Below are 23,410 nucleotides of genomic sequence, written 5' to 3' on the forward strand. Positions count from 1 at the left end.
CCAGCGCCCCGATCGCCGGATCGGATGGCGGCCAGCCCCGCCGATTGGCGCGAATCCGGCTAACGGGCCGAGTATTGTGCCCGGATCACAGGGTGGACACGCGGTTCAGAATTCGATACAAGCTCGATCGGCCAGCGTGGACGACTACCCGTCAACACCCAGGCCGCCTGAGCTGCAGCTCCATCAGCCACATATTCTGAGAATCCCGGCACACTGATTGGAAGATCAAAGACTTGGGTTGCGATCTCCTGCACGGCTGCGTTGCGTGCCGCTCCGCCGATCAGGAGAATTCGTTTCGCGGTCGTGCCCGGCCCGCGTACGGCATCCACCCCATCGGCAAGTCCGCACAGCATCCCCTCGAACGAGGCTCGTGCAAGGTTGTTGCTCGTGGAGTTCTTCAGGGTCATACCGAACAACGTCGCAGTCGCGTCCGGCAGATTGGGGGTTCGTTCCCCCTCGAAGTACGGCTGCAGAACGAGACCACCGGCACCGGGTTCCGCAGCGAGCGCGAGTTCTGCGAGCTGATCATGGTCGACCTCCAACAGGCGGCAGGCCGCGTCGAGCACCCTGGCTGCATTGAGGGTTGCCACCAGCGGCAGTGCACGACCGCTGGCATCGGCGAATCCGGCGACGAGCCCGGTCGCATCAGCCGTGCCCTCGTCTGCGACGATGTATGCGGTCCCACTCGTGCCGAGCGATAGCACGACGTCACCGACTTCGGCCCCCAGCCCGAGTGCGGCCGCCGCGTTGTCACCGGCACCCGGCCCGATCACGACACCGTCTTGAGTCACGCCAGCCGGCTCGGCCGGCCCGAGCACGCGCGGCAGTACACAGTCGCGCCCCAACGCGGCGCGAAGCAGATCGCGGTCATATTCACCGGTGGACGGGTTCCAGTAGCCTGTTCCACTCGCGTCGGAGCGGTCGGTGACCAACTCGTCGAATCGAGCCCGGCGGCCAGCGGATTCGTCGACCGGTCCGAATCCGCGCAATCGCCAGGTCAGCCAGTCGTGGGGAAGCGCGACCGCGGCAACGCGTGACGCATTCTCGGGCTCGGTGTCGCGCAGCCAACGCAGTTTGCTGATCGTGAATGACGCCACAGGGACAAGGCCGGTGCGCCGCGCAAGCTCGGCCGCGCCGAACTCATCGATCAGGTCGGCTGCGGCCTCAGCCGAGCGGCTGTCGTTCCAGAGCAATGCGTCTCGGATGACCCGGCCGAACTCATCGAGCGCAACCATCCCGTGTTGTTGGCCCGCGATCGACAGTGCGGCGACGTCGCTGATGCCTCCGGCGTCAACGACCGCTTCGGCCAACGCCAGCCACCACTGTTCGGGGTCGACCTCGGTGCCATTCGGATGCGCGGCGCGTCCCGACCTGACCAGACGGCCTGACTCGCACTCCCGGATGACGACCTTACAACTCTGCGTCGACGAGTCGACGCCTGCTACGAGGGTTTGCGGCGTCACAACTAGCGGGCCCCCATCAGGTGCTCCACGGCCAATTGCTGCAGTCGGACGAACCCGAACCCCTTGCCGTTGAAGTAGGCATCGGTGTCGAAGTCTTCGAACGAGGCCCGGTCAGCCAGCAGGTCGTCGCAGCTCTCACCGGGTGCGAGGGTCGGCGTCAACAACTCGGCGACCCGGGAGGCGGCGAGCGCCTCGTGCACCTCGGGGTCGGCGCGGAACGCCGCGGCGCGTTCCTTGAGCAGAAGGTACGTGCGCATGTTCGCCGCGGCAGACTCCCAGACGCCGGTCGCATCCTCGGTGCGGCTCGGTTTGTAGTCGAAGTGGCGGGGACCGTCGTAAGCCTGGCCGCCATCTGGGCCGCCGTTCTCCAGCAGGTCAACCAGGGAGAAAGCGTTCTGCAGGTCACCGTGGCCGAAAACGAGATCCTGGTCATACTTGATCCCTCGCTGGCCGTTCAAATCGAGATGAAACAGCTTGCCCTGGTACAGTGCCTGGGCAATTCCTGCGGTGTAGTTCAACCCGGCCATCTGTTCGTGGCCGACCTCAGGGTTCACGCCGACCAGTTCGGGACGCTCCAGGGTTTCGATGAAGGCCAATGCGTGACCGACCGTGGGAAGCAGGATGTCTCCTCTGGGCTCGTTCGGTTTCGGTTCAATGGCGAACCGAATGTCGTAGCCCTTGTCGGTGACATAGTCCCCCAGAAGGTTCACCGCCTCGCGGTATCGTTCCAGTGCCGCCCGGATGTCTTTGGCCGCATCGTATTCGGCCCCCTCCCGCCCTCCCCACATGACGAATGTCTTCGCCCCGAGTTCGGCGGCGAGATCAATGTTGCGCAGAACCTTGCGCAGCGCAAACCTGCGCACCGCGCGGTCGTTCGAGGTGAATCCACCGTCTTTGAACACCGGGGCGCTGAAGAGGTTGGTCGTCACCATGGGCACGATCATTCCGGTGTCACCCAGAGCTTGCTTCAGACGGTCGATCTGCGTCTGCCTTGCGGCATCCGTCGAGCCGAAGGGATACAGGTCATCATCGTGGAATGTCAGCCCGTACGCGCCGAGACCGGCGAGCTTCTCAACCGCTTCAACGACGTCGAGGTGTTCGCGAGTCGGCCCGCCGAACGGATCAGATCCGTTGTAGCCAACGGTCCAGAGTCCGAACGAGAACTTGTCGTCGCGGGTGGGTATCAGGGACATGATGGGCTCCATTGTGGTCAACTTTGACGTGTGGCGGCGAAAAACGCGATAATAAGTTATCTCTCACAACATATCTGATTTCCGGCAGTTAGGACAGGCGCATGCCCACAAACATCGCGTCCAGGCTCGCTGCAACGGAGCGCGGGAACAACAATGACCAGGCCCGGCGGCACAACCTTTCCACCATGCTGGGCATCCTTCATCGACACGGCATGCAGACGCGCGCCGAGTTGACCAGGCGCACAGGCCTCAACCGCTCGACCATTGGCGCTCTGGTCGGTGAGCTGGTTGCCCTCGGCCTCGTGAACGAGGCCTCCACGCCCCAGACCGCGGTCGACGCGCCGGCAGCGGGGCGCCCAGCAGGGCGATCAGCGGGGCGCCCGAGCCCGACAGTAAAAGTGCGTGAATCCGTTGCGGCAATCGCAGTCAATCCTGATACTGACGCGGTCACGATCGGCCTGATCGGATTGGGCGGCGCCGTGCTGGGGCGGGTTCGACGACCCACCGCAACGATTCCGAGCGCCGCAGAGGTCGTGTCGATGGTGGTCGAGGCGGCCCAGGCAATGGCTGCAGAGATCAGTGAACTCCAGATCATCGCGGTGGGTGCCGCTGTTCCGGGTCTGGTCAACACCTCGACCGGCACTGTCGCCTTCGCGCCCCACCTGGGCTGGCGCAACGAGGAGTTCGCCGACGCGCTCGAGAGCGCACTCGGCGTTGACGCAGCAGTCGGCAACGATGCCAATCTCGGTGCGATTGCCGAAGGTCTGTATGGTGCGGGGCGCGGAGCCGCTGACTTCGTTTACCTCAATGGCAGCACGAGCGGGATCGGCGGAGGTGTCTTCTCCGCCGGTCACCCACTGTTCGGTGCACACGGGTATGGTGCAGAGCTCGGTCACACCCGAGTCAACGCTTCGGGGCGGGCCTGCCACTGCGGCCGCACCGGATGCTTCGAGACCGAGGTGAACATCAGGCGCCTTCTCGCGCCGATCGAGCTTCGCTCAGTTGATCTTGACGAACTGGATGCCGTTCTCCGAGGTCCGCACAGCAGCCGCCTCCGCCCCGAGGTGACCAGACAGCTTGATGTCATCGCCGAGAAGATCGTTGACTTCATCAGTATCTTCGACCCCGAGCTGGTCATTCTCGGTGGCCACCTCGGCTCACTCTACGACGTCGCGGCCAGCTATCTGGATTCGTGGCACGCGTCGATGTCGTTCGCTTCACTCGAGCGAACGGTCACGATCAAACGTGCACAGTTGGGCCCAAATCTGCTGCTGATCGGGGCGGCCGAGATCGCGTTTGCCCGACTTCTGGCAGATCCGTCATCGATTGCTTCTCTGGAGATTTTGGCCTGAGGAGAATGCGTCAGGAGCGCGCGCGACCCTCCGACGCCGAAGGCACGTCCTTTCTTCGCAGCGTGGGATCGCATAGTATGTGGTCAGACCACATAGATCAGGACGGGCAGCAGTGACCGCAGACCAACGCGCATGGCGCATCGTGCTCGAGACGATCGAGCGCGATCTGCTGAGTGGCGCGCTGAAGCCAGGCGATCGCCTGCCCGGCGAACGTGCACTCGCCGCTGAACTCGGGGTCGGGCGTTCCAGCGTACGAGAGGCACTGCGCGTGCTCGAGGTGCTCGGGCTGGTCCGTACCAATACCGGCTCGGGGCCTCTCGCCGGCGCCATGATCGTCGCGACCCCCGCCGGTGGCATGTCGCAACTGATGCGCCTTCAGGTGGCCGCGACGGGATTTCCGGTCGCAGCCATCGTGCGAACCCGACTGGTGCTCGAGACCGCGGTGGTCGCCGAGTTGGCGCTGGCCGCGAAATCTGCGCCACTTGATGAAGCACAGCAACTGCTCGACGCGATGGGCTCGCCCGCGCTCACCCCGGCCGAATTTCTTGCTCTGGATGCCGCGTTTCATGTCGCCCTGGCCGAAGCATCCGCAAATCAGGTGATCACCGCGATGATGGCTGGGCTGCGAAATTCGATCGAGGGTTATGTGCTCGCGGGGGTCGCGCGGCTGCCCGATTGGGCTTCCTCCGTCGATCGGTTGCGGGCAGAACACAGTGGCATCCTCGCAGCGATTCGGGTGGGAGACGCTGACCTCGCCCGCACCCGGATGCACGACCACATCGCCGGCTATTACGCCGAGACCAAGCTCACCGATGATCACGTCGACCGTGACGATGACGACCTGACCGCCTTCGCCCGGCATCCCCGACGAATGCCGGCCCAAAAGACCCCGCTCCAACAGACCCCGCCCCAAAAGACCCCAGACCAAAAAAGAGAGCCCCACCATGGTTAAGCGCCAGTTTCCGAAACCCCGCGACCTCGCCCCACTGATGAAGTTCAAGAAGGTGGAGCTGAACGCGAAGAAGCGTCGACTCGCCTCGGCCCTGACGATCTACGACCTGCGCCGCATCGCCGCCCGCCGAACCCCGAAAGCCGCGTTCGATTACACCGAGGGCGCAGCCGAGGCAGAGCTCTCCCTCGCCCGCGCCCGTCAGGCGTTCGAGGACATCCAGTTCAATCCGGCCATCCTGCGCGATGTCTCCACCGTCGACACGAGCCGCACGGTACTCGGCGGGCCGGTCTCTATGCCGTTCGGTATCGCCCCCACCGGCTTCACCCGCATGATGCAGACCGAGGGCGAGATCGCCGGGGCGCGCGCCGCGTTCCGGGCGGGCATCCCATTCTCACTGTCGACCATGGGCACCGCGTCGATCGAAGACGTCAAGGCGGCGAACCCGGGCCGCAATTGGTTTCAGCTCTACATGTGGAAAGACCGTGACCGCTCGATGGCGCTCGTCGAACGTGCGGCGGCCGCAGGGTACGACACTCTGCTGGTGACCGTCGACGTTCCCGTGGCTGGCGCCCGACTGCGCGATACTCGAAACGGCATGTCGATCCCGCCTGCGCTCACACCGAAAACAATTGTCAACGCCATCCCTAGGCCCGAGTGGTGGATCAACTTTCTTACTACTGAACCGCTCGCGTTCGCGTCACTGAGTCGTTGGTCGGGCACCGTCGGCGAGATGCTCGACGCCATGTTCGATCCGACCGTCACTTTCGAAGACCTCGCCTGGATCAAAGACCAGTGGCCCGGCAAGCTCGTGGTCAAGGGCGTGCAGAATGTGGACGATGCCCGCAAGCTCGCGGCCATGGGCGTCGACGGAATCGTGCTCTCCAACCACGGCGGGCGCCAGCTCGACCGCGCGCCGATCCCATTCCACCTGCTGCCCGAGGTCGTGCGCGAAGTCGGTGGCGACACCGAGGTGCTGCTCGATACCGGCATCATGGCCGGGGCAGACATCGTGGCATCGATCGCGCTCGGTGCCCGCTTCACCCTCGTCGGCCGCGCCTACCTCTACGGGCTGATGGCCGGCGGTGAGGCGGGGGTTGACCGCATGATCCAGATTCTCTCGGAGCAGATCACCCGCACGATGCGGCTGCTCGGCGTCAATTCCCTCGACGAGCTCGAGCCTGGTCACGTCACCCAGCTGGCCCGGCTCACGCCGATTGCTCGCGAGCCAACGGATGCGGCCTCCACCGCCTCATCGAAGGCATCCTTACCGAAGACAGCGTCCGTCAAGACAGCCCCAGCGAAGACAGTTCCGGTTAAGACAGCCTCCGGCAAGACGGCCATTCGCAAAACTGCCTCATCCAAACCGGATGGGGCCAAGGCCGCGAAGCGCGAATCTTCGTCGGCCGAATCCAGCCCGACCAAGATCAAGGCAGAAGGCAAGAAGTAGGGTGTGGCTCGGCGGGTCTGGCTCGCAGTCGAGCATCAACAACCAGGTCCGCGCGGGTTCTCCAGACAGGTGCGGTCGACGAGGACGGTCTTCGCCTCGCCGGCCACAGCGGTGATGCGGTTGCCATCGGAAGTCACCGTGCCCGCGACCTGGAGCCAGTCGTAGCCGACGAAGCGATACTCGGCAGAATAGGCCAGCTGCACGTCGATCGAATACGTTCCACGGTCACGGTAGACGTGGCTGGTGGCGGTTGGTGAGAACTCCGATTGGCTCAACTGCGCCCAGGTCGCCCCACCCGTCGCTGTCGACGCGTAGGTGCTGTCGCCGTACGACCAATGAAAAGTATCGGGCGCATACCGCACCTCGATCGGCCAGCCCAGCAACTCCCCGGTGAGCGTGTGGGCGGATGCCTGCGCCACAAAGTTCGTGTCGAGGCCCACCAGGATCCAGCCCTCGGGCTCCATCGTGACGTCAGGGATCGCGGGCCGGAACGTGGCCAGGTCGCTCAAGGTCACTGTCGGCGGCTCCACAACCGGGTCTGGTTCTGCGGGCGTGGTGTCGCACGCAGCACCATCCGCGCAACCGACGTTGGGCAGCCCCGGACCAGCGGCGTCGGGCGCACTATCGCCGTGGGGCGCGGCGTTGTTTGTGCCGGATTCATCAGGTTGGTTCGGCCCGGGAGCAGGGTTGTCGATCGTCGCCCAGATGTCGGTCTCGCCGTCGTCACTCTCGGCGCCGGAGGATGGTGGTTCGCAACCCCCGATCTTGGCAAGCTCTTCAGAGCACTCTGAAGACGGCCCCGCGACAACCGCGCTCGGGCCGGAAACAATGCCGGCGGCAACACCGATTGCGACGAGTGTGACCGCTAGCAGAAGTTTTTGCCGGACCATACCTTGGACTCCGATAACAAGATTGGACCCTTTTGATTACTCTGCTGAAAGACGACCTGTAGCGGCAACCGCAACACACGATCCGGTTCGACGACCGACGCCCCAGTCGAATCCAAAACATCAGTTTCGGACACATCGAGACAGACTAAGGTTCGGATTTCATGCTCACCCGGCTGGACGAAACCAAAGGTTTGGATGGCCATAGAGTCGTGTGTTAATCGCCCAATGCTTGTCCATCCTTCAGAGTCATACAATTCAGCGACTTCCACTACTTGACGATGAAGCTCACCAATACTGAGGGCTTGATAGGCCGCTCGGGCCTCAATAGCTCCGTCGGCCGCTCGATCTGCGGCCGCAAGGTACGCCGTGTACGTCTTGTGGGCTGCGGCCAGCGCCTCTTCGTCTGACGCGAACCACGCACCATCAGGCACGGGCGGCACGGGGATCGGTGTCGGCGCCACGGCCTCGGGAGTGCATCCGCCGAGGAGCAACGTGGCGAGCATGGCCAGACCAACAGCCGCTGCGACGCACGGGGCCGCAGAATGCCTGCTCAGGCGGGGCAACGATGAGCGCACCATGCCCCTACGTTAGGCCAGATTCGAGTTTTGCCCCGTAAGTTATCCACATGACCCGGCGGTGGGGCCATCTGCGGTGACCCGCAGACCACCGCCCGTTGACCCACAAGTACAAACTTTTGGGGGATGACCCAGAAATCTCACTGAATACGCTCGAAAGTGAGGCACCCACAGGCGCCCACAACAGCAGGGATGAGACGAGAATGACTGCGTCCAAGATCAATGCCCAGGCCCGATCGGGCCTGCTGGCAGCACAGCAAGACCGCGGGAACATCGCACCCGGAAGCCAAGATCCCGCCCCGACATTCGGCCGACGACGCTGGGTCGGTCTCGGCGTTCTGGCTGCGGGCCTGTCGATGATCGTGCTCGACGGCACCATCGTCGGGGTCGCCCTACCCGTGTTGATCGACGACCTGCATCTTGACCTCAGCGACGCCCAATGGGTGAACGGCATCTACTCGGTCGTCTTCGCCGCCCTCCTGCTGACCGCCGGCCGACTCGGCGACCGGTTGGGCCGGCGCCGCATGTTCGTCATCGGCATCGTCGTCTTCGTCATCGGGAGTCTTCTCGCCGCCATCGCCACCGGCGCCGGCACCCTGATCCTCGCCCGCGTGGTGCAGGGCCTCGGCGGTGCGTTGATTCTGCCGGCCACCCTCTCCACGGTGAACGCCACGTTCCGCGGTCGCGACCGCGCCATCGCCTTCGGCATCTGGGGCGCAGTCATCGCCGGTATGGCTGCGTTCGGCCCGTTGCTCGGCGGTTGGCTGACCACATCCTTCAGCTGGCACTGGATCTTTCTGGTGAACCTCCCCTTCGGCATCCTCATCCTCATCGGAGCCCTCTTCGCCGTTGAGGAAACACGCAGCAGTGACACCACTCCGGGGTTCGACGCCGGAGGCCTGGTTCTCAGCGCTCTCGGATTCGGCGCCATCGTGTTCGCAATGATCGAGGGCCGCACCCTCGGCTGGTGGACTCCGGATGCCGCTCTCAACATCTTCGGCTTCACCTGGTCAACAGCCGCCCCGCTCTCACCGATCCCGGTGGTGGGCGCGGTCGGCCTCGCCGCACTTGTTCTCTTCGTGTTCTGGGAGCGCCGCCGGGCCCGAGTGAACCGCTCCGCCATCCTTGACCTGAACCTGTTCTCGATCAGTACCTTCACCTGGGGCAACCTCACCGCGCTCTGCGTCGCCATCGGCGAGTTCGGGCTGCTCTTCGTGCTTCCGCTGTTCATTGTCAACGCGATGGGCCTGACCACGCTCGGCGCCGGCCTCGTACTGGCCGCGATGGGTGCGGGTGCGTTCGCGTCGGGAACCGCCGCACGGGCACTCTCCGAGCGAATGGGCGCCCCTTCCGTCGTTCTGTTGGGCCTTGTCATCGAGATCGTCGGTGTGGTCGTGACCGCCTTCGTGATACGCCCCGGAATCTCGCCGTGGCTTCTCGCACTGGTGCTGGCCGGCTACGGTCTGGGGCTCGGTCTGGCTTCCGCCCAGCTCACCGGTACGGTGCTGCGCGACATTCCCACCGAACAGTCCGGGCAGGGCTCGGCGACCCAGTCGACCGTGCGCCAAGTGGGCGCCGCTCTGGGCACTGCTGTGATCGGCGCAGTGTTGGCTGCTGGCCTGGCGGGTGGGCTGGCGGCCCAACTCGACAACGTTCCGGGCATCGCACCGGCGGCCGCCCAGCAGTTGGTCAACAGCACCTCGCTGTCAGCCGGCGGCACCATTCCCGTCCTGCGAGCGCAGGGAGTGACAGGTGATCTTGGAGCAAACGGCCCGGTCGCGGCAGCGGCCCTCTCCGCCGGTTTCGCCGATGCAACCCGCATCTCGATGTTCACCGCTGCCGGCTTCCTCGGTGTGGGCCTGAGCTTTGCAGTGCGACTGCGCTCTCGAAGCGATTCGGCAGATCACGCAACGAAAAGCCGGGCCGGGGCCTAGGCTTGGGCCATGGATACGATCATGGTCACTCTGCACGTTGTCGCTGCCGTCTTCATCATCGGCCCGATGGCGATCCTGCCAATGACCGGAATGCGCGCGATCAAAGCCGGTCAGGGCGGCCAGGTCGCCGTTCTTGCCAAGTCGACGTTGATCTTCAGCCTGCTCTCCCTGCTGGTGATCATCTTCGGATTCGGCATCATCGGAATGCGCAGTATGCCAATCACCCTGTGGTGGATTCTGCTCTCACTGGTCCTCTACGCGATTGCCCTGATCCTGACCCTCGTCGTTGTCGTTCCAGCGTTGCGCCGCGCGTCACGCCGGTTGTCGCCTGCGCTGCCACCGGAGCGCCCGGCGGCATCTGCACGGGGCACCGGCCCCGCCACCGTTTCCGGCGGAACACCGGGTGCCCCTGCACCGGGCGCAGCGCCGGCGCCCAGCACGGCCCCGACCCCGGCCGCCACCGCCTCGGGCACCGAGAACAACGAATACACCCTGGTGGCCATGGGTTCAGGGATCTCATCGGTTCTGTTGCTGGTCACCGTCGTCCTGATGGTCGTCGGGGCGTCGTCGTAACCCCTGTCACCGACCGAGGTCAGGGCCTTCGGAAGATGTCGAGCACCGCCCGCATCACCAGCACAAGGGCGACGGCGCCCAGAGTGTAGGCGAACAGCTGGTACAGGCTGATGGTCGGCGTCACCTCGGGGCCGCCGCCGCTGACCAGCAGTATCGTGGCCACCACGGCCGCGATGCCGCCCAGAAAGACCAGCAGAACCTGCTGGATCAGTGATGTGATGTAACGCCGGTCACGCTCGTCGGCCAGAATGCGCATATTGAAACTCAGCCGTCCCGCCTCCAGCTGGGCGGTGATCTGGTCCAGGCGTCGAGGGAGCCGTCGCAGAATGGGCATCATCGTCGTCATCTCGTCGGTGACCGAATTCTTCATGGATGACGGCTTGAAGGCGTCAGCGAATCTGCTTCGGGCAAAGTCCTTGGCCCCGTTGAGTACGTCGAAATCACCGTCGAGCAACCGCAACGTGCCTTCCGCCACCGCAAAAGCGCGGAACGCCGCCGCTATCTCCCCGGGGATCGCCATGCCGTGCTCACCGAGTGTCTGCACCAGATCGCTGAACATCTGCATACTCACCGCAGCGCCAGGGCCGAGATTGAGGGCGACAAACCGGCCGAGCGCCCGCCTCAGGGCCGGTTCGTCGAAATTATCGGGCCGACTCATCAGCTCGAGCAGGCCGTCGGTCATCTGTTGGGCGTCGCCCCGATCGAACGAGAGCATCAACTCGCCGATGGCGCGCCGCATGGTCGAATCCAGTCGGCCGACCGAACCGAAGTCGACCAGGGCCAGCCGGTTTCCTGCAAGCAGCATGACGTTGCCGGGATGCAGGTCGGCGTGGAACACTCCGTCGACAGTGATCTGGCGAACAAGGGAGCGAAACAACTCGTCGGCGAGTTCGGTGCGTCTGGCCTGTGAGACCCCCGTCAGTGCATCCGGGTCGCTCAGCGTCTTACCGGTGAGCAGGGTCATCACCAACACGCGATCAGTGCACAAGTCGACCCGGTGGCGGGGGATGACCAATCGCTCATCTTCGGGGCGATTCGCCTGCACCGCGCGAAGCGCAGCCATGTTGGCGGTCTCGACCCGGTAGTCGAGTTCGCCGCGCAGGGCGTCGACAAAACCGGTCATTATCTCTATCACGCCGACCGAGCGCGCCCATGCGGTGGATTTCTCGAGAGTGCGAGCCAGACGCAGCAGAATGTCGAGGTCGCGGGTCACCACCGGCACGATCCCGGGCCGCTGCACCTTCACCGCGACAGCCTCACCGGAGTGCAGCCGCGCCCGGTGCACCTGCCCGATCGATGCTGCGGCTATGGGAACCGGGTCGAACTCGGCGAACACGTCGTCGATGGATGCCTGCATTTCGGCTTCGAGCACTACCTTGACATCAGCCCACTCGGCCGCGGGCACGCACTGCTGCAGCAACGAGAGTTCGGTAGTGAACTCGGCCGGCACCAGGTCGATCCGGGTCGACAGCAGCTGACCGAACTTGACGAAGGTCGGCCCTGCCTCTTCGAGCGCCACCCGGAGCGACCGGGCCTGTTTCGCACGCTGCCTGGACGCCTCACCGCCAGGCCCGTGCGCCGGTACCTTGATCGGCAGCAGGCCGTTGCGCATCGCGATCCGGGTGATCTGGGAGTACCGCCTGGCCCGCTGGAACTGGCGGCGGATGGCCGGCAGCCAATCGTTCGGCGGCGGTACGGTGCCGGTCGGAACAACCAACTCGGCCAGCACCAGGAAAGCCATAGCGACCAGCACGACGATGCCGATCTGCACCGGCACCAGCGCAAACATCGGGCCGGGCTGGTTCCAGACGAACCGGGCCTCGAAGAACAATTCGGCCACCAGTGCGATGACCCCGGCCAGAATGATTCGAATCAGGCCGACCGGCACCCCGAGCAGCCGGCGCACCACGGCCGCGAGAACAATGATGAAGACGATCGTGGCCGCCACATCGACGGCAACGCTCAGAAGAATCTGACCAGCGTTCACGTGTCCTCGCCTTCAGTCCGGGCCCTGTATCCGCAGCCCAACGCTATCGCTCACCGCCTGCAGGAGCACAGCCGTTTCAGGCTGAAAGTTGTGCGAGCACTTCCTCCAGCTGGTCGACGGCCCAGTCCAGGTCGCCTTGCTCGATCACGATCGGTGGCGCAAGGCGGATGGTCGACCCGTGGGTATCCTTCGCCAGCACCCCGCGCTCCATCAGCATCTCGCAGACGGTCCGGCCAGAGGCCAGCCCCGGGTCGATGTCGATTCCGGCCCACAGGCCCACGCAGCGCACCTCGAGCACACCTCGGCCACGGAGGGCATGGAGGCGGTCCGCGAGGCGATCTCCAAGCATCCGCGCCCGGTCGGTGAGGCACCCGTCAATCAACAGCCCGATGGTTGCGGCGCCGACGGCGGCGGCCAGCGGGTTGCCGCCGAACGTCGAGCCGTGCTGGCCCGGCTGCAACACACCGAGGATGTCGCGGTTTCCGACAACGGCGGACACCGGAACAATACCGCCGCCCAGGGCCTTGCCGAGCAGATAGAGGTCGGCGGTGACGCCGACCAGGTCGCAGGCGAACCGGGTGCCCGTGCGGCCGAGGCCCGACTGGATCTCGTCAGCAATGAGCAGCACGTTGTTCTCAGTGCACAGTTCTCTGACCGCCGGCAGGTACGACGCCGGCGGAATCAGGATGCCGGCCTCGCCCTGGATCGGCTCGACCAGCACGGCGACGGTATTCTCGTCGATCGCGGCAGCGAGTGCTTCGGCGTCACCGTAAGCGACCGTGCGGAAGCCGGGAGTGAACGGACCGAAATCGGCTCGGGCATCCTCGTCGTCGGAGAAGCTGACGATGGTGACGGTGCGACCGTGGAAGTTGCCGCCCATCACGATGATGTTGGCCTGATCGGCGGCGACACCCTTCACCCGGTAACCCCATGCGCGGGCGAGCTTGATCGCCGACTCCACCGCTTCGGCACCCGTGTTCATCGGCAGCACCATGTCTTTGCCGGCATACTCGGCGAGCGCAGTGACAAACGGTCCGAGTTGGTCGTTGTGGAAGGCGCGGCTGGTCAGAGTCAACGCGTCCAGCTGTTTCTTCGCGGTGGCGACCAGCGTCGGGTTGGAGTGACCGAAGTTCACCGCAGAATAAGCGGCCAAGCAGTCGAGGTAGCGCCGCCCGTCGATGTCGGTCAGCCAGGCACCTTCACCGTGGGCGATGACCACCGGCAGCGGGCTGTAGTTGCGGGCGGCGTGGTCGTTCTCGACCCGAATCGCTGCGGTCTGGGCATCCGTCACCGCCCCACCGATCACGGATACAGGGTGGTCGGTCACAGACAGGGTCATCGTCGAAGCTCCAGGGTGCAGCACTTGACGCCGCCTCCGCCGAGAAGCAGCTCGGAGAGGTCAACGCCGATGGGGTTGTAGCCGCGCTCGCGCAACTGCTTCTCGAAGCCGAGGGCACGCGAGGCGATCACCACATTGTATCCATCGGAGTAGGAGTTGAGACCGAGCACCGTGGCGTCCTCCTCGCTGACGAGGATCGCATCGGGATAGCGTTCGCGCAGGATCTTCAGGCTCGGCTCATCGAACGCGCTCTCCAGGTAGGCGATGTTCGCCTTCTCGCCCGGCGCCGGAGACGGGTCAAGCACCGCAACTGCGGTGTCGAGGTGATAGAAGCTGGGGTTGATCAGGTTGAGGGTGATGACCTCGCGCCCGAAAAGCTTGGCCACCTCCTGGTGGCTCTCGATATCGCTGCGAAACCCGGTGCCGGCCAGAATCACATCGCCCACCAGCAGGATGTCGCCCTCACCCTCGTTCGTGTGCTCGGGCTCGGCAACGGTGTAGCCCGCCTCACGGAACCAGTCCATGTAGGCCGGGCCCTCGGCTGCGCGCTGCTCATAGGTGAAGAGGGCACCGTAGGCGATACCGTCGAGCACGAAGCCGCCGTTGGCCGAGTAGACCATGTCGGGCAGACCGTCGATCGGGTCGATCAATTCGACCGTGAATCCCAGGTCGAGGTAGGTCTGGTAGAGAACCTCCCACTGCTTCACCGCGAGGGAGGTGTCGGTGGGGTTCTGCGGGTGCATCCACGGGTTGATCCGGTAGTTCACCGTGAAGAAGTCGGGCCGGCACATCAGCACGGTGCGCTTCGAGGGTGTGCGCACGGGCGCAACGGGCGTGGGATGAGTGAGAACAGACATTTTGCCTCCTGGTGGCTGGAGCAGTCATCCTGGGGATGAAAGCTCATTCGGTGGCGGACTCTGTCACTCGAAACTGAGCCCCGGGGGCATCCGTTCGGGTCGGAGGCCCCGTGACCAGTCAGCTGATCCGCTCGTGCGGAGATGATTGGCGGGACGCCGCATTCAGTCTGACACACAGTTATCTGCCATATTTCGCTATTCTGCGCAGGTTCATTGCGCAACCTCGAGGCAGAACGAACGTTCTCTTCGCGGTTAGGCCGAGCGATTGTCTCCGCGAGCGAAATAGCCGTGAGCAGTGCCGCTGCCCCAGGGCCGGTAGGAACAAAGCCGTACCCGATGACAACCTTGGGTCACCCTGCCGTCAGCCCGCTGCAACTCCTACTGTGGATGTCATGACCGACACCAGTGATCTAGCCCCTGAACTCGACGTCTCCGAGTGGGTGGGCGAGCCGTCACCGCTCGAATCACTCCGCGGCCGGGTAGTACTCATCGAAGCATTCCAGATGCTCTGCCCCGGATGCATCAACTACGGCTTGCCGCAGGCACAGAAGGTGCACCGCATGCTGGAGGGCGTGACGGTCATCGGCCTGCACACGGTGTTCGAGCATCACGCGGTCACCGGCCCAGATGCGCTGAAGGTGTTCCTGGCCGAATTCGGCATCCAGTTCCCTGTCGGCATCGACCGCCACGAGAATGATGCCATGCCGGTCACGATGAAGCGATACCAGTTGCAGGGCACACCGTCGACGTTGGTCATCGATCGCGCGGGTCGCCTTCGTCTGTCGCACTTCGGCAAGATCGACGACCTCGCGCTCGGCTCGATTCTCGGCCGACTGCTGGATGAGGACCACGACGCCAATCCTGACGCATCATGAGACGAACACTGATCCTCGGCGGCACCGCCTGGCTCGGTCGAGAAATCGCCACGCAGCTCCTCGCGAGCGGGAATGCAGTGACGTGCCTCGCACGGGGATCGTCGGGGTCTGCTCCTGTTGGCGCAACACTGGAAGCCATTGATCGCAGTGATCCAGAAGCTTATGACCGCGTCAAGCAGCAAGAGTGGGATGACGTGATCGAGTTGTCCTACGATCAGGGATTCGTCACCGGGGCCCTGCGGGCCCTGGCCTCACAGGCCGCGCATTGGACGCTGGTCTCGTCGGTTTCTGTCTACTCGTCGAATGCCGAGCCGCATGCTGACGAAACCGCAGAGGTTGTAGTGGCTGTGAACCTCTCCGACTACGGGCACGCGAAAGTGGCTGCAGAAAAAGTGTCGACGGAACTCGTTGGCGATCGGCTGCTCATTGCCCGCCCCGGACTCATTGGCGGCCCAGGCGACCCGAGCGACAGGTTCGGGTACTGGGTCGGTCGATTTGCTCTCGCCGATACCGAACCTGTGCTCTCCCCCACGACGAAGGGGCGCACCGTTCAGGTTGTCGATGTTCGGGACCTGGCATCGTGGGTCGCCTCCGCCGGACGCGGTCGGCTCACCGGCACGTTCAATGTGGTCGGCAACCAGCACGGTCTGCAGGAGACGCTGGATCGGGCGGCGACAATTGCCGGCTACTCTGGCCGCACAATTGAGGCACCCGACGAGTGGCTGATCGAACACGCCGTCAACTTCTGGGCGGGCCCCCGATCCCTGCCGCTGTGGCTGCCCGAAGTCGACCGCGGATTCACCAGACGAAGCAATGCCGCGTTCATTTCTGCCGGCGGCGTGCTGCGGAGCCTTGATGACACGCTGATAGGCTCGCTCGAGTACGAGCAACGGTGCGGCCTTGACCGTGAACGACGATCCGGCCTGAGCCGACACGACGAACTGGCCCTCCTCGAAATCCTGTCCCGCTGATGGGCCTGGCGCGGGGCTGAGCGCGGGGGTTGGGATCCCGCTGGCTGAGGGATTGCGCCAGCAATCGTCTCGAAGCCCCCGACGTCCGCGGTTCGAACGTGGGGGTTTCGAGACGATTTTTCGTTCCTCAAAATCCCTCAACCTGCGGGGGTGTTCCAAGGCTTCGAGCCGATCCTCCTCCGTCGGATCCCTCAACCTGCGCGGCTTGTGCACCGACGTCAGCTAGCGGCGCAGCTCCTGCGTGCAGCACTTGATGCCGCCGCCACCCTTCAGCAGTTCGGAGAGATCGAGCGGAACCGGCCGGTAGCCGTGCTCGGCCAGCTGCCGGATGTAGTCGTCGGCGCCGGCGGCGACCATCACGTTCAACCCGTCGGAGACCGAGTTGAGCGCGAGGATCTCGGCATCCTCATCGGTGACGATGATCGAATCGGGAAATCGCTCGGCGAGCAGGGCCCGGCTGGCGTCGTCGAACGCGTGTGGCAGATACGCGATGCGGCCGGGGCCGGCAGAACGCTCGGAGTCGAGCACGGTGAGCGCGACATCCAGGTGGTAGAAGCGCGGGTCGACCAGGGTGAGGCTGAGCACCTCGCGGTCAAACACCTTCTCCAGTTCGGCGTGGCTGCCCGCAGTGCTGCGGTAGCCGCGGCCGGCGAGGATCACGCCGCCGACGTATGCGAAGTCGCCCTCCCCCTCATTCACACTCTCGGGCTCGGTGATCTCGAAATCATTCTCGGCGAACCAGCGACGAAACGACTCGGCCTCCGGCTGACGCTGCGGGTAAGCGAAACTGGCGATGTACGCCTTGCCGTCGACGGCGAAACCGCCGTTTGCGCTGAAGACCATGTCGACCAGGCCAGCCACCGGCTCGAGCAGGTCGACGGTGTGCCCCAGGGCGAGATATGCGTCGCGCAAAGACTCCCACTGACGAACCGCCAGTGCCGTGTCGGTCGGCTGGTCGGGGTCCATCCACGGGTTGATCCGGTATTCGACCGTGAAATGATCGGGGCGACACATCAGGTAGTGCCGGGGCGTGGGCGTACGGGTCGGCCGGGTACCGGGCATTTCGGTTTCAAGCAGCACATCAGCGGGCATCGCGGGGTTCCTTCCGGGCTCAGATGATTTCAGCATCACACGTCATCCCAGAACTTTCCCGCCCTCCGGCGCATCATTCCTGCGCGGTTGCGCCCGGAACGCACGTTTTGGCTCTAGGCTGGCCGAATGGACAACCTGGATCGCCATATTCTCGATCTTCTCCGGCAGAATGCCCGCGCCAGTTACGGCGACATCGGGCAGACGGTGGGACTGTCGGCCTCCGCAGTGAAACGCCGCGTCGACAGGATGGTCGCCGAGAAGATCATCCGCTCCTTCACCATCCAGGTCGATCCCTTGGTCGACGGCATGGGAACAGAGGCGTTCGTCGAGGTGTTCTGTCGCGGCACGGTGTCCCCCGAAGAGTTGAAGCGCATGTTGCAGGCCATCCCCGAGGTGATCTATGCGGGGACGGTTTCGGGTTCGGCCGACGCGATCGTGCAGATCAGGTCTCGCGACATTCCAAGCCTCGAACACGCACTCGAACGGTTGCGCAAAGGCCCGAACATCGACCATACCGAGAGTGCCATCGTGTTGTCTCGCCTCGTGCAGCGCGCCAGCGACTGAAACAGGCACTCGTCGCCCTTCGCGCGTGCATTCCTCGTGCCGGCACCGTTCGCACAGGAGCTCCCCACGCAAGCACTCCCCACACAGGCACTCCCCACACAGGCACTCCCCACACAAGTACGGCGCGCCGTCACGGCACGGCGAGCGCCTCGATCTCGCCCGAATCCACGGCAGCCTTCAATATCCGGTAATCGGCGAGAGATTGGTCGGCGTACGCGAGGGCCCACTCCACCATTGCGCTGTCGAAAGACGGCGAGGTGCCCAGGTACCCGGCGATCATCGGTGAGTTCGAGCTCTGCACATGGCCGCGGGCGAGCAGCCGCGCACATGCCTGTCCGTATCGGCCATACTCAGCGGCAGTCAGGCGTGACGTATCGATCGATGACTTCATGTCGCGGAACTGGCGCACGTAGAAGTCCCGGCCGGCGACCTGGAGGTGCCCGAGGAACGGATCCGACACGGCCTGCAGAATGCGCTGGTTCGCCACCACACGGTGACCCTCGTGGATGCGCTCGTCGGGCTGAACCGGTTCGTGGTGACCGTACACCCGCAGAACGGAGGGCTGCGCCTCCTTGACCTGCAGCACGAGCGGCTCGTTGTTCGGGCCGGTGAGCAGCAAGATGTAGCAACGCGTTCCGACGCTGCCCACCCCGACCACTCGCATCGCCAGGTCGGTGAGCGTGAACTGCGATAACAGCAACGCGATATCCGCGGGCACGGTCGACCGGTATCTCTCGAAGAGAGCCGTGAGCCTCTCCTCGGCCATCTCCGGCACATGGGTGAGCACAGGCGGGTCTTCGATCAGTTCTCGGACGCCGGCAGAGTTCACCCGCGTCACCTTGCGCACGAAGGCCGCGGAAGTGCGCCGGTGCGCCTGTCGTTCCGCCTTGGCGACAACCTTTCGGGCGCGCGGGCTCAAGTCGCCGCTCGCGCTGCCCAGCATCAACCGGTGATAGTAACGGTCGAGCACCGAGAGCGACACGAGTTCACGCAGCTTGAGCCGGTACGCGGTCGCCGTCTGGAGCGCCGCGTCCACGGTGGTGGCCTCATCGAGCCCGGATTCACGGCTGCCGATCACCACGCTGGTGACCAATCGTTTGAGATCCCACTCCCAGGGCGCCAGGCTGGCCTCGTCGAAATCGTTCAGGTCGAACACGAGGTCTCGCTCGGGCGAGGCGAAGAAACCGAAATTGCTGAGGTGCGCGTCGCCGCAGGCAACGATCTCGATCCCGGTGGTGGGGGCGTGGGCAAGATCGGCGGCCATGATGGCGGCCGATCCCCGGTAGAAGGTGAACGGGCTCACGAGCATGCGCCCCATCCGCAGGGGGATCAGTGACTGTACGCGTCGCTCATTCTGCTCCTGCAGGATTGCCAGCGGGTCGCGGTCGTGCGCCACGTACCGGGCAAAGGTGGGCCGGGACACCTGTTTGCGAAGTGCCCGCCCGTCAGATTTCAGCTGATCGCGCGTCGTGACCTCGATCGGCCACAGGTCAGATCCATGGTGGATCTCGATCGCCATCGGATGCCTCTTTCTGCGGCGCGGCCAGCCACCACTGTGGGCTACAGATTAGCGCACGCACGGGGCACTCGGTACGCCGCGTGCCGCCCCACGCAACACCGGAAAAATGCTGGGGCCCTCGACCCATTTCTAGAGAAATGGCCCGAGGGCCCCGCGACGTTCTTCAGGCGTGCCGTCAGATCAGATGACGCCGTCAGAGAGCGTGCTCGGGTTGCCGAAGCGGTGGGCCGTGATCGAAATGGCCTGCTCGTGCAGGAACGGCAGCAACTCGATCCGACCGGCCGGCGTCACATCACCGGCATAGATCGCGACATCCGGGTTGCCACCGGTCGCAGCGGCCAGTTCGGTGGCGCCACCACCGATCAGGCGCACTCGACCGGTCAGCCCGGCGGAGGTCGCTCTCGAGAGCCACGCGGTATCCGTTTGAACGGTGACGGGGATCTCGCGCTGATCGAGAACCTGCTGCACACCGGCAGGCAGCGCCACAGCCGTCGAGACGCTGAACTCCGAGCGGCTCAGGCAACCCGCGATGATGACGCGCAACAGGTCGTGCATCGCGCCCGCCTCATTCAGACGCACGGTGACCGGCATGCGCCGGTAACGCAGGAGGTTGCGCTCGCCATGCAGGTTCGACGCGTCCTTCACCGCACCGAACTCACTCGCCCAGGCCACGGTGTCGCTGAGGGCGGCGCGTCGCAGGGTCTCGAACTGGTCGAACTCGAGCGAGGACTGGCTGGCCTCGATGATCTGGGTCACCAGCGGGTCGATTCCGCGCAGGTGCAGCGTGTTGCTGTGCGTGGAGTTATCCGCAACCCAGGATCCCAGACCGACGAGGTAGTTCGGTCCGCCGGCCTTGGTTCCGGCGCCCACGGCGGAGCGCTTCCAGCCGCCGAAGGGCTGGCGCTGAACGATGGCGCCGGTGATGCCACGGTTGACGTAGAGGTTTCCGCTCTGGATGGTGTCGAGCCATTCACCTAGCTCTTCGGAGTCAAGCGAGTGGAGCCCCGCGGTCAGACCGTAGTCGATCGCGTTCTGGAAGCGAATGGCCTCACTGAGGTCCTTGGCGTGCATGATGCCGAGAACCGGACCGAAGAACTCGGTCAGGTGGAAGTAGCTGCCCGGCTGCACGTGGTCGCGGATGCCCGGAGACCACAGCCGACCGGAGTCGTCCAGTTTGCGCGGCTTCACGACCCAGTCCTCGCCCGCACCGAGGGTGGTCAGCGCGTGCAGCAGTTTGTCCTTGGCGGGCTCGATGATCGGGCCCATCTGGGTGGTGGGGTCTTGCGGGTAGCCGACCTGCAGCGTGGTGGCGGCATCGATCAGCTGGTTGCGGAACCGGGCACTCTTGTTCACCGAACCAACCAGGATCACGAGGCTGGCCGCGGAGCATTTCTGGCCGGCGTGGCCGAAGGCGCTCTTCACGACATCGGCGGCGGCCAGGTCGAGGTCGGCGCTGGGCGTGACGATGATGGCATTCTTGCCACTCGTCTCCGCCAGCACGGGAAGGTCGGGCCGCCATGACTTGAACAGTTGCGCAGTCTCCCATCCACCGGTCAGGATGACCCGGTCGACACCATCGTGCGCAACCAGACGCTGCCCGAGAGAGCGATCGGCAAGGTCGACGTACGCAAGCAGTTCACGCGGGATACCGGCCTCCCAGAGGGCCTCCACCATCACGGCAGCGCTGCGCTTCGCCAAGCTGGCCGGCTTGATGATCACGCCGCTTCCTGCGGCGAGCGCGGCGAGCACCCCGCCGGCGGGGATCGCCACCGGGAAGTTCCACGGCGGCGTGACCACGGTCAGCTTGGAGGGCTGGAACGTCGCGCCCTGCACGGCATCGAGTTCGCGTGCCCGTGCCGCGTAGTAGTGGGCGAAGTCGACCGCCTCACTCACCTCGGGGTCGCCCTCGGCCAGCGTCTTACCGGTCTCGAACGCCATGATCTCAAGCAGACGGGCGCGGTTGGCCTCGAGGGCGATACCCGCGCGGTCGATGACTTCGGCGCGCTCGGCACCGGTCTTCTTTCCCCACTCGGTGCCGCTGCGAGTCACCGTGTCGATCACGCGATCCAAGATCCCAGCATCATCGATGCGCGACGCCTCAAGGGTCTCCAGCCCCAGCTGGGTGTCTTTGGAGCGCTCAAGGATCCCAATGCCCCACTCACGGTTCACGCCGATCGAGGGGTCGGTCTCGGCGGAGTTACGGAACCCGTCATCGTGCACCAGGGCCTCGGGGCTGGAACCGCGGCTGAGGCCGATCACCACTCCGGTGAGGTCGTCGGGGGCCTGGGCATCCACGACCTCGGCCTGCGGCCGGAAGCCGGAGTAACCGTCGGTCAGGCCGCCTGTGCGCTCTGCCGCACGGTCTTGCAACCGGTGCGACGCGGGGGCTTCATCGGCACCCGCGGTCTGCTCCCACCGGTCAAGCTCGGTCAGGGAGGCGAGGAAGCGGTTCTTCTCGCGCTCGAAGAGGGCGGGTGTATCGGCCAGCTCGAAAACGGCCGACATGAAGTTGTCCTGGCTGGCATTCTCTTCCAGACGGCGGATCAGGTACGAGATCGCCACGTCGAACTCGGAGGGGTTGACCACCGGCGTGTACAGCAGCAACTGGCCGACGTCGCGCTTGACAGCGGCGGCCTGTCCGGTCGCCATTCCCAGCAGCATCTCGTATTCGACGCCGTCGGTCACGCCGCGCTTCAACGCCAACAGGTGCGAGAACGCGACGTCGAACAGGTTGTGGCCGGCGACACCGATGCGCACAGCATCGATGTTCTCCGGGGTGAACGCCCAGTTCAGCACGCGCTTGTAGTTGGTGTCACTGTCTTGTTTGCGCGTGTAGGTGGCCTGTGGCCAACCGTGCAGCGAGGCGTCCACCTGCTCCATCGGCAGGTTCGCTCCCTTGACCACACGCACCTTCACCGGGGCTCCGCCCCGGGCACGGCGGGCCTTCGACCACGCGGTGATGCGCTGGAGGGCTCCGAGGGCGTTAGGGAGGTAGGCCTGCAACACGATGCCTGCCTCGAGATTGAGCAGTTCGGGCTTGTCGAGGATCCGCTCGAACACCTCGATGGTCAGGTCGAGGTCGTGGAACTCCTCCATGTCGAGGTTGATGAACTTGGAGTTGCCGGATGCACCGGTGCCCGAGGAAGCGGCGAGCTCGTAGAGCGGGGTCAGCTTCTCGACCACCCGCTCAAGGGTGTCTTCGAACGACCACATCGATATCTGGCTGACGATCGACGACACCTTGATCGACACGTAGTCGACGTCGTCACGGGCGAGCAGCTTGCGGGTGCCCTCGAGACGACGGTTCGCCTCCTTCTCGCCGAGAACGGCTTCGCCGAGCAGGTTGAGGTTGAGTCGGGCGCCGTCCTCGCGCAGCTTCGCAATTGCCGGGCCGAGTTTCTGCGGAGTGGCGTCAACGACCAGGTGGCCAACCATTTGGCGCAACACGAAGCGAGCCGCCGGTACGACGATCCAGGGGATGACCGGGCCGAGCACGCCGCCGACCTTGATCGCGGATCGCATGTACCAGGGGAGAAATTTCGGTGTCTTGTCGGTCAGGCCCTGCAGGGCATAGCCGGCCACGAACAGATCCTCGGGGCGGGCCACCCCATCGACGAACCCGACGGTGAAGTCCAGGCCATTGGGGTCTTTGAGCACACCCGCCAAGCGCTGGCCCGCGGCATCCACCGGGAACTCCGTGCTCTCTTTCAACCAGCGTTGCACGAGCGCTATGGTCTCGTCGGCGAGATCGATCGGGCGCACTGCGGCGCCGTCGGCCGGAGTGGCCTTGTCAGTGGAAACAGTCATGGAAATCGCCCTTTCGGCGC

General features: G+C 64.8%; 18 protein-coding genes. 8 read left to right on the forward strand and 10 right to left on the reverse strand.

The window, feature by feature from the left end:
• Window positions 1-59: 59 nt before the first annotated feature.
• Both DL891_RS13570 and xylA read right to left on the reverse strand, forming a co-directional pair.
• Window positions 60-1,463, reverse strand: coding sequence for a xylulokinase (locus DL891_RS13570; protein ID WP_111720983.1), 1,404 nt, complete (start codon window positions 1,461-1,463; stop codon window positions 60-62).
• A gap of 2 nt (window positions 1,464-1,465) precedes the next feature.
• Window positions 1,466-2,656, reverse strand: coding sequence for a xylose isomerase (gene xylA / locus DL891_RS13575; RefSeq protein WP_111720984.1), 1,191 nt, complete (start codon window positions 2,654-2,656; stop codon window positions 1,466-1,468).
• A 101-nt stretch (window positions 2,657-2,757) separates the two neighbouring features.
• Between xylA and DL891_RS13580 the strand changes: the two genes are divergently transcribed.
• The 3 genes from DL891_RS13580 to DL891_RS13590 all read left to right on the forward strand — a co-directional run bounded on the left by DL891_RS13580 (window position 2,758) and on the right by DL891_RS13590 (window position 6,407).
• Window positions 2,758-4,008: an ROK family transcriptional regulator gene (locus tag DL891_RS13580; protein ID WP_111720985.1), complete on the forward strand. Its 1,251-nt coding sequence runs from the start codon at window positions 2,758-2,760 to the stop codon at window positions 4,006-4,008.
• A gap of 112 nt (window positions 4,009-4,120) precedes the next feature.
• The gene (locus tag DL891_RS13585) at window positions 4,121-4,960 is read left to right on the forward strand and encodes a FadR/GntR family transcriptional regulator (protein WP_304598469.1); all 840 of its coding nucleotides are present in this window, start codon (window positions 4,121-4,123) and stop codon (window positions 4,958-4,960) included.
• Window positions 4,953-6,407: an alpha-hydroxy acid oxidase gene (locus DL891_RS13590; protein ID WP_304598470.1), complete on the forward strand. Its 1,455-nt coding sequence runs from the start codon at window positions 4,953-4,955 to the stop codon at window positions 6,405-6,407. Before DL891_RS13585 ends, DL891_RS13590 begins: the two co-directional genes overlap by 8 nt.
• A gap of 35 nt (window positions 6,408-6,442) precedes the next feature.
• On the opposite strand, the gene DL891_RS13595 is transcribed toward DL891_RS13590, so the two are convergent.
• Window positions 6,443-7,297: a hypothetical protein gene (locus DL891_RS13595; RefSeq protein ID WP_111720986.1), complete on the reverse strand. Its 855-nt coding sequence runs from the start codon at window positions 7,295-7,297 to the stop codon at window positions 6,443-6,445.
• A complete protein-coding gene (locus DL891_RS13600) occupies window positions 7,273-7,800 on the reverse strand; it encodes a hypothetical protein (protein ID WP_157962512.1) in 528 nt (175 codons plus the stop codon). Before DL891_RS13600 ends, DL891_RS13595 begins: the two co-directional genes overlap by 25 nt.
• Window positions 7,801-8,075: 275 nt before the next feature.
• Here DL891_RS13600 and DL891_RS13605 point away from each other — a divergent pair, with 275 nt between their 5' ends.
• Window positions 8,076-9,806 carry a DHA2 family efflux MFS transporter permease subunit gene (locus tag DL891_RS13605; RefSeq protein WP_111720988.1) on the forward strand — a complete coding sequence of 577 codons (1,731 nt, stop codon included), beginning with the start codon at window positions 8,076-8,078 and terminating at the stop codon, window positions 9,804-9,806.
• Between the two features lie 9 nt (window positions 9,807-9,815).
• Window positions 9,816-10,379, forward strand: a complete 564-nt coding sequence (locus tag DL891_RS13610) for a DUF2269 family protein (RefSeq protein ID WP_111720989.1) — start codon at window positions 9,816-9,818, stop codon at window positions 10,377-10,379.
• A 19-nt stretch (window positions 10,380-10,398) separates the two neighbouring features.
• Here the strand turns inward: DL891_RS13610 and DL891_RS13615 are convergent, their stop codons facing one another.
• The 3 genes from DL891_RS13615 to ddaH (DL891_RS13625) form a co-directional block, all read right to left on the reverse strand.
• A complete protein-coding gene (locus DL891_RS13615; protein WP_111720990.1) occupies window positions 10,399-12,366 on the reverse strand; it encodes an AarF/ABC1/UbiB kinase family protein in 1,968 nt (655 codons plus the stop codon).
• A 76-nt stretch (window positions 12,367-12,442) separates the two neighbouring features.
• On the reverse strand, window positions 12,443-13,705 hold the full coding sequence (gene rocD, locus DL891_RS13620) for an ornithine--oxo-acid transaminase (protein ID WP_111720991.1): 1,263 nt from the start codon (window positions 13,703-13,705) through the stop codon (window positions 12,443-12,445).
• Window positions 13,702-14,562, reverse strand: coding sequence for a dimethylargininase (gene ddaH / locus DL891_RS13625; RefSeq protein WP_111720992.1), 861 nt, complete (start codon window positions 14,560-14,562; stop codon window positions 13,702-13,704). The genes rocD and ddaH (DL891_RS13625) overlap by 4 nt, the downstream gene beginning before the upstream one ends.
• Window positions 14,563-14,954: 392 nt before the next feature.
• On the opposite strand from ddaH (DL891_RS13625), the gene DL891_RS13630 reads away from it, so the two are divergent.
• A complete protein-coding gene (locus DL891_RS13630) occupies window positions 14,955-15,437 on the forward strand; it encodes a TlpA disulfide reductase family protein (RefSeq protein WP_111720993.1) in 483 nt (160 codons plus the stop codon).
• Window positions 15,434-16,408 carry an NAD-dependent epimerase/dehydratase family protein gene (locus DL891_RS13635; RefSeq protein WP_111720994.1) on the forward strand — a complete coding sequence of 325 codons (975 nt, stop codon included), beginning with the start codon at window positions 15,434-15,436 and terminating at the stop codon, window positions 16,406-16,408. Before DL891_RS13630 ends, DL891_RS13635 begins: the two co-directional genes overlap by 4 nt.
• A 222-nt stretch (window positions 16,409-16,630) precedes the next feature.
• Here DL891_RS13635 and ddaH (DL891_RS13640) read toward each other — a convergent pair whose 3' ends face one another.
• Window positions 16,631-17,470: a dimethylargininase gene (ddaH, locus tag DL891_RS13640; protein ID WP_232819188.1), complete on the reverse strand. Its 840-nt coding sequence runs from the start codon at window positions 17,468-17,470 to the stop codon at window positions 16,631-16,633.
• A 156-nt stretch (window positions 17,471-17,626) separates the two neighbouring features.
• On the opposite strand from ddaH (DL891_RS13640), the gene DL891_RS13645 reads away from it, so the two are divergent.
• A complete protein-coding gene (locus DL891_RS13645) occupies window positions 17,627-18,064 on the forward strand; it encodes an Lrp/AsnC family transcriptional regulator (RefSeq protein WP_111720996.1) in 438 nt (145 codons plus the stop codon).
• Window positions 18,065-18,194: 130 nt separating this feature from the next.
• Here the strand turns inward: DL891_RS13645 and DL891_RS13650 are convergent, their stop codons facing one another.
• On the reverse strand, window positions 18,195-19,583 hold the full coding sequence (locus tag DL891_RS13650) for a DUF2252 domain-containing protein (RefSeq protein ID WP_111720997.1): 1,389 nt from the start codon (window positions 19,581-19,583) through the stop codon (window positions 18,195-18,197).
• 180 nt (window positions 19,584-19,763) lie between these two features.
• A complete protein-coding gene (locus DL891_RS13655) occupies window positions 19,764-23,390 on the reverse strand; it encodes a bifunctional proline dehydrogenase/L-glutamate gamma-semialdehyde dehydrogenase (RefSeq protein WP_111720998.1) in 3,627 nt (1,208 codons plus the stop codon).
• Between the last annotated feature and the right edge of the window lie 20 nt (window positions 23,391-23,410).

This window comes from Homoserinimonas sp. OAct 916, from assembly GCF_003260275.1.
Taxonomy (GTDB): domain Bacteria; phylum Actinomycetota; class Actinomycetes; order Actinomycetales; family Microbacteriaceae; genus OACT-916.

Bases quoted from the DNA above. Each gene is read 5' to 3' on its own strand.
- DL891_RS13655 (WP_111720998.1), bottom strand. From the start codon at position 23,390: ATGACTGTTTCCACTGACAAGGCCACTCCGGCCGACGGCGCCGCAGTG.
- DL891_RS13610 (WP_111720989.1), top strand. From the start codon at position 9,816: ATGGATACGATCATGGTCACTCTGCACGTTGTCGCTGCCGTCTTCATC.
- rocD (WP_111720991.1), bottom strand. From the start codon at position 13,705: ATGACCCTGTCTGTGACCGACCACCCTGTATCCGTGATCGGTGGGGCG.
- DL891_RS13590 (WP_304598470.1), top strand. From the start codon at position 4,953: ATGGTTAAGCGCCAGTTTCCGAAACCCCGCGACCTCGCCCCACTGATG.
- DL891_RS13630 (WP_111720993.1), top strand. From the start codon at position 14,955: ATGACCGACACCAGTGATCTAGCCCCTGAACTCGACGTCTCCGAGTGG.
- DL891_RS13605 (WP_111720988.1), top strand. From the start codon at position 8,076: ATGACTGCGTCCAAGATCAATGCCCAGGCCCGATCGGGCCTGCTGGCA.
- xylA (WP_111720984.1), bottom strand. From the start codon at position 2,656: ATGTCCCTGATACCCACCCGCGACGACAAGTTCTCGTTCGGACTCTGG.
- DL891_RS13580 (WP_111720985.1), top strand. From the start codon at position 2,758: ATGCCCACAAACATCGCGTCCAGGCTCGCTGCAACGGAGCGCGGGAAC.
- ddaH (WP_232819188.1), bottom strand. From the start codon at position 17,470: ATGCCCGGTACCCGGCCGACCCGTACGCCCACGCCCCGGCACTACCTG.
- DL891_RS13635 (WP_111720994.1), top strand. From the start codon at position 15,434: ATGAGACGAACACTGATCCTCGGCGGCACCGCCTGGCTCGGTCGAGAA.
- ddaH (WP_111720992.1), bottom strand. From the start codon at position 14,562: ATGTCTGTTCTCACTCATCCCACGCCCGTTGCGCCCGTGCGCACACCC.
- DL891_RS13650 (WP_111720997.1), bottom strand. From the start codon at position 19,583: ATGGCGATCGAGATCCACCATGGATCTGACCTGTGGCCGATCGAGGTC.
- DL891_RS13645 (WP_111720996.1), top strand. From the start codon at position 17,627: ATGGACAACCTGGATCGCCATATTCTCGATCTTCTCCGGCAGAATGCC.
- DL891_RS13600 (WP_157962512.1), bottom strand. From the start codon at position 7,800: ATGCTCGCCACGTTGCTCCTCGGCGGATGCACTCCCGAGGCCGTGGCG.
- DL891_RS13595 (WP_111720986.1), bottom strand. From the start codon at position 7,297: ATGGTCCGGCAAAAACTTCTGCTAGCGGTCACACTCGTCGCAATCGGT.